The following is a 12,322-nucleotide window of genomic DNA, read 5'->3' as shown; positions in this document are numbered from 1 at the left end:
AAACCTTATAAAAGAGCTGACTTGAAATAAACATCATGACAGAACTTTAGAAAAGGATTAAAGCATCATAGATTACTTATGAATAGAAGAAAATTTATAGTAAATACAGGTTTAGGGGCATTAAGTTTATATCTTGCCCCCACTCTTATAAGTTGTTCAAATAAAAAAACAGTAAATCTAAGCGCCACATTAGGTCAATCTCCTACTCTGCTATCGTCAGCAAATTATTTAAGCAAAGAAGGAAATAACGATTTTGGTTATTATCAATTTGATGAAGATAATTTCACAATAGAAAAACACAAAGGAAAGCAAGCGTTTATATTTTATAAAAATTCAAAAATAATTGGGTTCACCTTACAAATAGAAGGAAAAGATTCTTTTTTACAAAACATAAAGCTTCTTTCTAAATCAATGGGAAAGTATAAAACTATTTTTAAAAATGATTTTGGAGAAGAATTACAGTGGAATAATTCTGGAAAAGTGATTAAACTGTCGGTCAATACTTTGAAAGATCTTCCTCAATTGACTTTTTACAGTGAATTTTTAAAAGACTATAATTTAATCCTTTAGTCGGTTAATATTATTTAAAAGTCATAAGAAATTAGCTTAAAATCATGAAAGAAATAATTTTATTAACATTCGTTTGTATTGTAATGCAAAGCTGTAATTCACAAACTACGAAAAAAGAAGAAGAGAAAAAACCATTGATATCGAAACCACCAATGGAAATAAAAAAAAATAATTCTAGGGAAATCCTTAATTTCACAGATTTAAATTTAAGACCAGTATAGACGAAATGCTAGGCAAAATTGGATTGACATTAAACGATAATGCTTTAAATGAATATAATATTTCAGGAGATTATGAAGAATTTAAATTTACTCCTCGTCAAATAAATTTATTTGGAAATAATATTGATTTTGAAAAAAACGAAACTTCCTTCTTTTATAACAAAAAAGATAAGCTTGTTTGGTGTTATGAAATAAATATTTTAGATAATGATGATGCGCTCAAAATAATTAAAAGTTTTGAAACAAATACGGTGCAAAACCTGCATTTTCAAAAATTTCTTTGTCCACAAAAGAGCATCCTCTTTTTTTAGATGAAAATGGAGAATTCAAAAAAGATAAAATGGAACAACGCATTTTAGTCTGGGAAGACTTAAAAGAAAAGGCTACTTTTTTCCTCATTTATAAGGTTAATTATGACACAAAACCTGTGGAAGGTAGTTTACAAATAATCGCAATAGACAAAGACAACAAAAAATATAAAGATTGGGTTTCATACCGTTCTTTGGGATATGTATTATAAAAATTAGATTTTAAAATTTCTAAAGAGAAAAATTAAATGCTCATGAGGAATCAAAGTACAGAATCAGCTAGAGTAATCGCATCGAAACCATTTCAAAATGAGTTAAATAAAATCATGACTTTAATAAAACCTGAATTGAAATTATTAACAATGAAATCACACCTAATTATTACATCAGCTATTATTTTACTGAACACTTTAATTGCTTGCCAAAAACAAGAAAAAGTTGAAACAGTAGATTTGATGAAACTGAAATTAAATGAAAAAATAGAAAACATAATTGATTGTAATGACTCGATTTTTATTGGAGTTGAAACTGTTGAATATCCGTTTTGCTTATTGGCAGAAATTGATAATTCAACCAAATATACTTTTGATGGTATTGATTTAAAAAAGCAAAAAGTATATTTTCAAATCAACTCAGAATTATTAAAAACAGACAGTATTACAAAATCTGGCGGAGGTCATATTGATTTATTACCCCTTAAAAATAAGGAAGACTTAGCTCCTCTTTTAAAAAAATATAAAGCTGATGATTATTTGTATGGGTTTAGGATAGAAATGAAAACTTCAGAATTTAAAAATGAAATTCTCAGGAAGCTTGAAAACAAATATGGAAAAGGAACAAAAAATCCCAACACAGATAACGGTTTATACTGGAATTTAAAAAATCAGGGGAAATATATTTTTTATGCACCCGATTATGACAGGTTAACAATCTTAAATAATGCAAAATTATCTAAAACCTGCTATTGGGACACTTTTAATGGTTTGATCGATTTTGGCGGATGTAATAACGAAAATTACTTTAAGGAGTTACTCATTAACACCACAAAACCGGAAAATATGAAAAACAAACCTGTTCTTACTATTCATAACGACTGGAGTGTAAATGATATCACAATTGGAAAATCAAGTGAAAATGATTTTACAAATTCAAAAACAAGTAAAAATTTTGAGCGAAATATTGTCATACAAGGAAATACGGGTGATATTAATGAACTTACTTACGATAATGATTACAACAACTTTTATTTCTTTTTTGATGTTAGTAAAAAAGCAAGCGAAAATCCAAAATACAATATCATAAAAGCATATTCTATAACAGATTTTAAACGTGTAGAAATTTCATTTGAAAATGGATTACACCCCTTTTCTTCAAAAGAGGAAATAGCTAAGAAAATAAGTGCAGACCAAATTGAGAATTATGACGATTTAAAATTTTCAAATTACATCGAAATTAAGAATGCTTCGCTTAAAATAAAACTGATGTTTGATGATAAAAACGAGTTTTCAAGTATGTATGTTGTAAAAAAGTAACGACCACAAAATGGATTAATCCAATTTTTTTACATTCCAAGGTAAACGGAATTTTGAATCCGGATATCTTTTTTTATGCAGATTTTACTAATCTGCTTTTATACAAATCAAATTCATAACTAAAAATATCCAGTACAAGTTCATGGGTCAAATCCGGATGGCAGAAATAGGAACCCTCTTCTAATACCCGGTCCGGAAAACAATCAGAAAACTTACCACAAATGCTGAGATTTTCAATAACCACAAATCCTGAATTATCGTTTGTCATCTTTATTTTAAAATAGCCGTACAGATTATCCCTGTATTCAACAGATAAAATTTCAAAAATAAAATTCGTTAATGCACCATGTTTATCTGAGAAGTAACCCATGTTTTCTAAACTTTCATTTTTTATTATTGCCATAATTACTCGATTTATTTGATTTGTAACTTTGATAATTAATCCTGATTAGACTGTACTTACTTTTAAAATCCATTGCAGATTTTAAGCTGATGTGTTTCTTTTCTGCATCATTTTATATTTACACCTGCAGCTATATTTTTTTGCCGAAAATTTCTTTTCTGCGTAATGTAATCTTAGTTTCTTCGTATAATCTTTTTTGATACAATTCAATTATCGTTTCCTCAATATCGTTATTGGTATTTCTGCCATTAAAAACATGAGTAATATAAGAATTGCTAAACGGAAGTCCTTTTTTGTTCCAGATCTCCTTCTCTTCTAAAAGCTTTTTAACCTCTTTTGAGTAGCCTGTTTTAAAGACTTTCTTCATTTTATTCCTTTGTTTGGCTGTAATCATAGATAAGTATTATTAGAATCATATAATTATTGTATTTTTACTACGATTTTACTACGAAGTAACTACTTCAAATATATATCATTTATTAATATATTGTATCATTTTTAATACAAAAATTTAAAAAAAATGCAAACAGAAGGCGAGAGATTACGCTACTACATTGAAAGCAAGGAAGTTAACCTTAGGCAGTTCTGTATAGAAAATGATATATTATACACCTCTTTGCATCCAATTTTAACAAATTCTAGGTCACTGGGAATGAATATTTTGAAAAAAATTATGCAGGTTTATCCTAATTTAAACATAAATTGGGTTTTAACCGGGGTAGGAGATATAGAAATTGAACAAGATCAAAATAATATTTTACGTGACCCGAATTCAGTGTACCAAAATTCAGATCCCGGATACGAAGCTTTCTTAAAGTATTTTGACAAAGAAGCTACTACAGATAAAATTGTTGCTATTATCGAAAAGAAATTAGAGGATAAGAAAAGGAAATAATACCTCTAAATCGTATTTTTCTTATCCAGATTAATTATAAAAACTTACACTCATGTTCTGCAAAGTTTACTCTGACTTTATACTTTTTTTAGTTTCTTAGAAATTGTAACCCTCCTAAAATCTCAGGGACTTTATACATTATAATATATTCGAAATCTATTTTTTAGTCATCGGATCTCTTTTATCATTCAAAGTCACTTTTTAGCTTTTTGCTAATTTACTTTCATTCGTTTTATCATGGTTCTTGTGATAAAACAGGGTATACTTTTTTTATAAAATCACTAAATATGGGTATTGTTTTGTAAGTAATTTTTGCTTCGTTTTGCACCAAATTATACTTTATAAAACGCCCATAACTATGATAAAAAAACTACTATTTCTATTCCTTCTATTCTCACTTTCTGTGAAATCCCAAAACCAAACGAAGATTAAGTTTAGTTATGACACTGCCGGGAATCAGACCAGCAGGATATTGTGTGTCAACTGCCCGCCGGAAACAGGCAAACAAGTCAAGGAAATAGAAGCCATTGTGGAAGAAGACCTTGAAAAAATCGAAGGAGAGGACATGATTTCCTACTATCCGAATCCGGTAAAAGAAGAACTGTATTTAAAATGGGAGTTAACAGATGACAATTATGTCACTTCAATTCAGCTTTTCTCACTTACAGGACAGGTTTTAAAAACGTTTCAGGAAACTAAAAATACAAATACCCAAAATATTTTGTTTCAGTCATACCCATCAGGGGTGTATGTTGTTTTAGTTAACTACAAATCAGGTACCCCAAAATCATTTAAAATTATCAAGCAATAAATTGTGATATGAAACACTTTTACTTTTTCATTTTTATTTTAGCTACACATTTTTCGTTTTCTCAAAATTTCACAGACACTAAAGGCGAATTACAAATAGCCGCATCAGGTACGGCAACCTATACCTTACCCATAGCCATGCCGCCCAGCATAAAAAATGTGGCACCCATAATCAATCTTACATACAGCAGCGGGGTTAAAGGAGGAATTGCCGGACAAGGCTGGAGCATCAATAGCATTTCGGCAATCAGCCGTATAGCCACACGCCGGGATATAGACGGTTTTGTAGATGGCGTTGATTTTGACGACAACGATAAACTGGCTTTAGATGGCCAGCGTTTATTAATAAAAACAGGTACCTATTGGGCAAACGGTTCGACCTACGAAACTGAATATAAAAGCAATACCAAAATTGAATTAAAAATTGAAGGTACTGTAACCTACTTTATTGTAACAGCACCAGACGGTTCAAGAAGCTGGTACGGCTCAAAAGGAGCAGGAAGCCTGCAGAATTCGGTTTCTGTTAACTCCTGGTACATTGTGCGTTTTGAAGACACATATGGTAATTTTATTGACTATACCTATAAAAAAGTTATCTATAACAGTACAAACCAGTTGTATATCGATTCCATTATTTTTAGCGGAAACACTGCAGCAGGAATAGCAGCCCAGGATAAAATTACTTTTAAGTATGATAATGCCAAACGTGTAGAAAGGGACTATGTGAAAGGAACGGCACTTTATGCAACACAAATTTTAAAATCGATAGAGGTATACGCTAATAATTCTGTTTTCAGGACTTACAAATTAACGCATGCGACTGATGATTCGGGATATGAGAGAGTTACAAGTATAAAGGAAATCAATGCCCAAAGTGAAGAATCAAATCCAATAACTTTTGACTACTATACCACACCAGTTACAACTATAAGGAAAGAAAAAGAATATACTAATAATCTAAGTTTTAGTGAGGCTGATGTAGCTGGGGATTTTGATGGCGATGGCAGATTGGATTTTGTTGCGGGAAATAAAATATTCACAAATTTATTTCTAAATGATACTGGAAATGCAGGGATTGCAATGCCCTCCGGATGGAGTGGAGAAAAAACATTTGCAGCCACTACCTTAGCTAATAATAAGTTAAATCAATTTCAGTCACTTGTAAAACCTTTAGTTCCTGCACAAACTAATTATATAAAATTTGACATTTATAATATAGCAGCAAACAGCGTCAATCTGGAATATTCCAAGCTCTTAAATACCCAGCAGGAAACACTTGTTTTAGAATCAGAGCAAGATGTATTTGAATATGTTGATCAATATATGGGCGAATATGTTGATAGCGGCACAATAACAGATCCCTCTTATAGTAGAAGATATTACGAAGGAGATTTTAACGGTGATGGAATAAGTGAAGTTTTGGTTGTAAATCCTATATTGAGATATCATATGCAAAACACAATTTATTTTTATAATAATCCTGGCGCACATGGCGGAGAAGCTAATGCTGGATATAGAAGAGAATATGTGAGAAATTATTATGATGAATTATATATTGTTGATTTAAATTCTGCTGCTTCAGCTAATTTAGGAAATCCTGGTTTTTTGAAATTACCAGCGTCAGTATTAGATAATTGGTGGTATACTTCAAAAATTTTGACTACAGATTTTAATGGTGATGGTAAAACTGACCTTGTTGAGATTAAAGATGATAAAACTTATAAGATATGGAGTTTTAAACAATTAACCGTAAGTCCGTGGATAGAACTAGAAATAATTGGGCAAGGGACACTAGATAAATATTCAAAAACCAAGCAGTTGCTTCTTGGCGACTATAATGGTGATGGTAAAACCGATATTATGTTACCCGATACTGAAGGAGGGGAAGGATCTACCCACTCAATATGGCATATTTATTATAGCAACCCTAAACCAGCGGGAGGAGAATTTTTTGTAAAAGAATCACACAATATTGTAGAGTATTGGCCTAATACAGGTACTCATTTCGATTCGCAGACTCATTTCAGTAATTATTACGCTATTGATATCAACAAAGATGGAAAGTCAGACATAGTAAGGGTGTGGAGAAGATATTACAAGCCAAAATGGACGATTAATGACCATAATACTGAATGGTGGGTAAAGGGGTACACCAACAACATAGGCAATACTGCCAGTGCAACGACCTTTCCTATGACCTATGATTCTAAAAATGATAATCTTTCGCCTATTACGGGACAGCCATCAGGCTATTTTTCCGGTTCACCTGATATCCCGATTCCTTTAGTATCAAATTACAGGTACAACGGAGCCAATACAGATCTGGTAATTGTTCGGGGGCATTATAATAAAATCGAATATTACCAGTTCAATAAAGATTTTGATTCTGACAATCGTTTAAAGACCGTAACAGAAGCCAATGGCAAGATTGTCCAGACTATTGAATATAAGCCGATGATGGCACCTGAGGGAGGCAATATATTAGGCAATGGCAGCACCGATTTTTATTCTTCTGCTAATGCAGTAAGCTATCCCAATATTGAGATTATCAGAAATCCGGGAAGTTATTTGGTTTCTAAGCTTACGGCTACTATCAACGGAGTTTCCAAATACCAGGATTTCAGGTACCGAGGTTATGTATCCAATTTCAATTATGGGACAGTCGGCTTCACCAGGACTACAAGAAGCAGTTGGTATTTATCTCCGTCTGATACCAAAATATGGACAACACAGCACAATGATGTGAATCTTAGAGGAGCCAATACCATAACCTGGTCAAGCACCAACGGGGCTACGGTTTTTGATGCAGTACCTTCTAATTTGTTAAGCACTAAAACGAATGTCTTTTCAACTTACACCAATCCAGCATCAAAAGTATATAATGTTTTGCTGGATTCACAAACGACTCTTGATGCATTGTCGGGCATAAAATCAGAGACTGCTTTTACCTATGATGGCACCGTGACCTCTGTAGATTATTATGGTTTGGAAACCAGATCAGTTACCAAAAAATACAGCGGTTCAACAGAGCAAGGAAGTACAACAGTGAATACTGAATATGATAATAACCCATCAGGAACAGGCAGCGCCTATTATATCGGAAGGCCTAAAAAAGTAAATACCTCAACCCATAATGTTGCTTCCGGCGATACCCGAACCTCTGAAGAGATTTATACCTACACAGGAACCAACCTGACCCGTACAGAGAAAAAAGGGAATAATACCTATGCTATTGTCGAGGACATGACCTATGATGCAGTCGGGAACCTGCTGACCAAAACAGTTTCTGCGCCCAATGCATTACCGACGCCTCCGGTAGCCAGAACGATTAAAGACGAGTACGATACTACCAAGCGTTTTGTGGTCAAAAAAACAGATCATCAAAACTTTGTAACCAGTTTTGTTTACAACAGAATGGGGCAGGTAACACAATCAACGAGTCCTTTGGGAGTAGTAAGCGATTATACCTTTGACAATTGGGGAAAACTGATCAAAACCAAAACCACAGGCGTATCTGCCGTGCCATTGGAAACCACCATTACATACGCTAAATTAGCAGATGGAGGCTACACCACTACAAGCCAGAATACGGTAGGTGACAATGCTAAAAGCATCACGCAATACGATGTGTTGGGAAGAGCAGTCATCACAACAACAAAAGGTTTGGCAGTCAATTCAACGATTTCAAAGCAGGTGGTTTATGACGGCCTGGGCAGAAAGACAAAAGAAAGCGAGCCTTATTTTTCATCTCCAACACGCTGGGTAGAATATGAATACGATTACCTGATGCGTCCGACCAAAATAACACAGCCAACAGGAAGGATTCAGACCTTGTCGTATTCAGGCTTGACTACAACCAGCGTTGATGATGGAAAAACCACAACGGCAACCGTGGATGCCCTGGGCAACAAAACACAGACCACAGACCCTGGAGGCACCATCACTTTTACATATTATGCCAATGGCCAGCTCAAAGAATCAAATTATGGCGGGCATAAGGTAAATATCAGCCTCGATGGTTGGGGAAACAAAACAGCGATGACCGATCCTAATGCGGGTACCTACACCTACAGCTACGATGCCTTTGGACAGCTGATTACAGAAACCACCCCAAAAGGAAACACTACTACAACCTACGATGATTTTGGAAAAGTGACCAAAAGAAAAGTGTCAGGAGACGGAGCCGATATTGAGACAGAGTATGCCTATAACTCTTTTGCCCAGCTGACAGGTGAGGTCAGCAAAAATAGTCTGGGTGGAAACATAGACAGTTTCGCATATACCTATGATGCTTTGCACAGGCCTGAAACCACTACTGAAAGCAATGCCGCTTTTACACAGACAAAAACCATAACGTATGATAATTATGGGAGACCTGCTACAGCAACCAATGCTACGCAGGAACTTACATCAGGGCTTAGCGAGTCTGTTACGACAAAAAATGTGTACAATACCTACAATGGCATCATGGACAAACTCACCGATGCCAATGATGCGGTTTTATGGCAGCTCAATACAGCCAACGAGAAAATGCAGCCGCTGACCCAGACACTGGGCAACGGGGTAGCCATCACGAATGCGTATGATGTCCATGGGTATTATACCTCTCAGACGCATACCAAAAACAGCATTAATATTGTAAACAATACCTATAGCTTCAATGCGATAAAAGGAACCCTGAACAACCGACAGAATGTGGCATTGGGAACCAATGAAACTTTTACGTATGATGCTTTAGACCGATTGACACACTGGACAAGCCCGTTGACAGGTACTGTCGATACTAATACGTATGACGACAGGGGAAGGATCACCAACAACAACAAACTGGGTACAGTAACCTACAATGGCAATTTCAATACCGGGATTTACCAGAAGAAGGAAATAGAGCTGACAACAGAAGGAGCTGCCTATTACAATGAGCTGCCGAAACAACTGGTAACTTATAACATGTTCAAAAGCCCGATTTCGATCAACGAAAGCGATAAGGGCAGCACAGCCTTTACCTACAATTCGCATCTGTCAAGACAGGCGATGAAATTTGGCTACCAGATCCCGACACCGGGAGCAGTTGGTGTATATACCAAAACCAAGAATTATACAGACGACGGCACGGTAGAGATCATCAAAACCCCGACAGAAATTACCATACGAACTTATGTAGGAGGTGATGCGTACGGAGCGCCTTTATATACAGAAAAGACAAAAACGGTCGCGACAGGCGCCATTACAGACAAAAAGTATTATCTTCACAGGGATTATCTGGGAAGCATTATAGCCATTTCAGACAACACAGGTGCAGCAGTCGAGAGACGCCAGTTTGATGCCTGGGGGAATCTGGCCAAATTGCAGAAAAATGGCGTTGCCATCACCCTGCCAACAAACGGTACAGGGGCAGCGCTGATGATGCTCGACCGTGGTTATACCAGCCACGAGCATCTGGCAGAGGTTGGACTGATCCACATGAACGGCCGTTTGTACGATCCTGTTTTACGTTCTTTTTTAATGCCGGACAATTTTATACAACAGCCGGAGAATACCCAGAATTACAACAGGTATGCCTATGTGCTGAATAACCCGTTGATGTATACCGACCCAAGTGGGGAAGTAATTATTGGTTTTGCTGGGGCTGTATTAATTGGCGCAACAATGGCTGCATTGACTTACACAGTAACGGCCTTGCTGGCCGATGTTCCATTTAGCGTGGGAGGTTTGGCAAAAGCTACATTTATTGGTGCGGCAAGTGCTGCGGTAACATACGGTATTGGTAGTGCGGCCAGTACGATTACGAATTTTTATGTCAGGGCTGCAGTAAGTGCTGTGGCACATGGAACTTTTCAGGGTGGTATGTCAGCGATGCAAGGAGGAAAATTCTGGAGTGGTTTTGCTTCTGGTGCTTTGAGTAGTATTGCAGCTAGTGCTTGGAGTGGAGGAAGTACAACTGAAACAAATTTTGAAACAAATAGCAGTTTAACCGAAGGACATTTTGTAACAACTACTTATGCGCATCAGGGAATAAGTGGCGCTATAGGTGCAAATAATGTTGCAGGTATGATTGCTTTTGGTACTGTTTCGGGTGGTGCGGGAGCAGCTCTTACAGGTGGTAATTTTTGGCAGGGAGCTGTTACGGGGCTTGTGGTTAGTGGGCTGAATCACGCACTACATCAAATTGATCCGCCTGGACAAGAAAAGCCATCTCCTTTAATGAAAAGTTATTTAGATAGCTGGGTTAATAAAAATCAATATTTTGGTGGAGAAGTCGGCGCTAGATTTGGAACATATGTAGATTTTACTCCAATTAAAAAAGTTTTTGGACTAAAAATCGGTGAATATAGAGAGTTCAGTCGTAAAATAGAATATGATATATATAATAGAACTACTACAAGTTATAATAAAAATCATTATTTTGAAATTGCTGCTAGTTATGGTGTTGGAGCGGCTTTTAAATACAATATTGGTGAGAGTAGATTTGAATCAGTTTCCGTTAGTTATTTTGGGGTTTCTGTTGAATTGTCACTTCAATCCAATAATCAATATCAAATTTATTTAGGTGTTGATACCGGAATCAGTATGGGACTTGGTATGGGAGGATTTACAAACATAAAAGGTGGCTGGAAATTTAATTTTTAATATGATATGAGAACAAATTATTTTTTAAAACAGAGTGCAAAAAAAGTTATTTTTTTGATAATAATAATACCCATTTTAATTCAACTTATTCTAATAAATTTAGCTCAAGTGATTTTCGATAAAATGTTATTATATTACATAATATTTGTATTTTTTTGGATGTTATATTTGCCTTATTTTTATTGGCTAAATATTTCTGTAACATTTTTGTACAATCACTCAAATGAGCATTTTAATTTAAAATTAACAAATTTTAAAATTAGTTTGTTAGTAAATGTTATTACAATCTTGAATTTTGTATTTTTTGTAGCTTATATATTTAGTTTTTTAAATGGTGGTAGACCTAATATTGATTTTGTCAGTTTTATGATTCTAATACAGTTTGTTGCAATTGTATCTTTTATTTATAATAGTTATTTTATTTGTAAACTTATTTCTACTATTGAATTAAACAGAAAAGTCAGTTTTAGGGATTTTAATAGTAATTTTGTTGCTTTTTCATTTCCCCCTCTTGCAATAAGTATTATTCAAAACAAAATTAAAAAAATGCAAATTAAATAAACCCGATCGCGCAGATGTGTAGACAACAATAGCGCGGAAATTCTTTCCGTGCCCACAAAGAGAATCGGCAAAGAATAGAAATGCAAAACGTAGCGTTTTCAACTCGGTTAAAACAAATAAAACCACTTCATTACGGAGTGGTTTTTGGTTTTAATGGAATATCTTGAATTTCTCCAACTTCAGCGGCTGGGTCTTATTTTCACACCTTCTTAATCACATAAGTAACCATCCCCCCTGCTCCCCGAAGTCTTCAACTGAAAAGCTGCGCATTCTATGATAAAAAACAATTAAAAAGTGTTAAAATTTAAGATGCAAATTTATAGGTGTTTATGTATTCTGTTTCTCGATTAATAACTGCGAATATCCTGCTTATAAGTTTGCATCTAATATTG

Annotated in this window: 11 protein-coding genes; 9 read left to right on the top strand and 2 right to left on the bottom strand. The window is 34.8% G+C overall.

Annotated elements, in window-relative coordinates; genetic code table 11:
* Positions 1 to 78: 78 nt before the first annotated feature.
* From K8B81_RS09740 to K8B81_RS09720, 5 genes are all read left to right on the top strand, one after another.
* Entirely contained in the window at positions 79 to 570 is a 492-nt protein-coding gene (locus K8B81_RS09740) for a hypothetical protein (RefSeq protein WP_223681247.1), read from the top strand.
* Positions 571 to 614: 44 nt separating this feature from the next.
* Positions 615 to 791 (top strand): hypothetical protein, encoded by a 177-nt coding sequence (locus K8B81_RS09735; protein WP_223681246.1) that lies wholly within the window; start codon positions 615 to 617, stop codon positions 789 to 791.
* A gap of 23 nt (positions 792 to 814) precedes the next feature.
* A complete protein-coding gene (locus K8B81_RS09730) occupies positions 815 to 1,102 on the top strand; it encodes a hypothetical protein (RefSeq protein ID WP_223681245.1) in 288 nt (95 codons plus the stop codon).
* Between the two features lie 29 nt (positions 1,103 to 1,131).
* Positions 1,132 to 1,311 carry a hypothetical protein gene (locus K8B81_RS09725; RefSeq protein WP_223681244.1) on the top strand — a complete coding sequence of 60 codons (180 nt, stop codon included), beginning with the start codon at positions 1,132 to 1,134 and terminating at the stop codon, positions 1,309 to 1,311.
* 150 nt (positions 1,312 to 1,461) lie between these two features.
* Entirely contained in the window at positions 1,462 to 2,631 is a 1,170-nt protein-coding gene (locus K8B81_RS09720) for a hypothetical protein (protein ID WP_223681243.1), read from the top strand.
* Positions 2,632 to 2,704: 73 nt separating this feature from the next.
* Here K8B81_RS09720 and K8B81_RS09715 read toward each other — a convergent pair whose 3' ends face one another.
* Together K8B81_RS09715 and K8B81_RS09710 are read right to left on the bottom strand one after the other, a co-directional pair.
* Positions 2,705 to 3,034, bottom strand: a complete 330-nt coding sequence (locus tag K8B81_RS09715; protein WP_223681242.1) for a hypothetical protein — start codon at positions 3,032 to 3,034, stop codon at positions 2,705 to 2,707.
* 130 nt (positions 3,035 to 3,164) lie between these two features.
* On the bottom strand, positions 3,165 to 3,401 hold the full coding sequence (locus tag K8B81_RS09710; protein WP_025572974.1) for a hypothetical protein: 237 nt from the start codon (positions 3,399 to 3,401) through the stop codon (positions 3,165 to 3,167).
* 153 nt (positions 3,402 to 3,554) lie between these two features.
* Here K8B81_RS09710 and K8B81_RS09705 point away from each other — a divergent pair, with 153 nt between their 5' ends.
* The 4 genes from K8B81_RS09705 (at position 3,555) to K8B81_RS09690 (ending at position 11,930) form a co-directional block, all read left to right on the top strand.
* Positions 3,555 to 3,929, top strand: coding sequence for a hypothetical protein (locus K8B81_RS09705; RefSeq protein ID WP_223681241.1), 375 nt, complete (start codon positions 3,555 to 3,557; stop codon positions 3,927 to 3,929).
* A 358-nt stretch (positions 3,930 to 4,287) separates the two neighbouring features.
* Positions 4,288 to 4,740, top strand: a complete 453-nt coding sequence (locus K8B81_RS09700) for a T9SS type A sorting domain-containing protein (protein ID WP_223681240.1) — start codon at positions 4,288 to 4,290, stop codon at positions 4,738 to 4,740.
* 8 nt (positions 4,741 to 4,748) lie between these two features.
* Positions 4,749 to 11,369 carry an RHS repeat-associated core domain-containing protein gene (locus tag K8B81_RS09695; RefSeq protein WP_223681239.1) on the top strand — a complete coding sequence of 2,207 codons (6,621 nt, stop codon included), beginning with the start codon at positions 4,749 to 4,751 and terminating at the stop codon, positions 11,367 to 11,369.
* A gap of 6 nt (positions 11,370 to 11,375) precedes the next feature.
* Positions 11,376 to 11,930 (top strand): hypothetical protein, encoded by a 555-nt coding sequence (locus K8B81_RS09690; protein ID WP_223681238.1) that lies wholly within the window; start codon positions 11,376 to 11,378, stop codon positions 11,928 to 11,930.
* The last annotated feature ends 392 nt before the right edge of the window (positions 11,931 to 12,322 follow it).

Origin of the sequence: Flavobacterium hibisci, from assembly GCF_020026925.1 — a bacterium.
GTDB classification, from domain to species: Bacteria; Bacteroidota; Bacteroidia; order Flavobacteriales; family Flavobacteriaceae; genus Flavobacterium; species Flavobacterium hibisci.
Note: the sequence above shows the minus strand (reverse complement) of the source record. Positions and strands in the feature narration are given on the sequence as shown.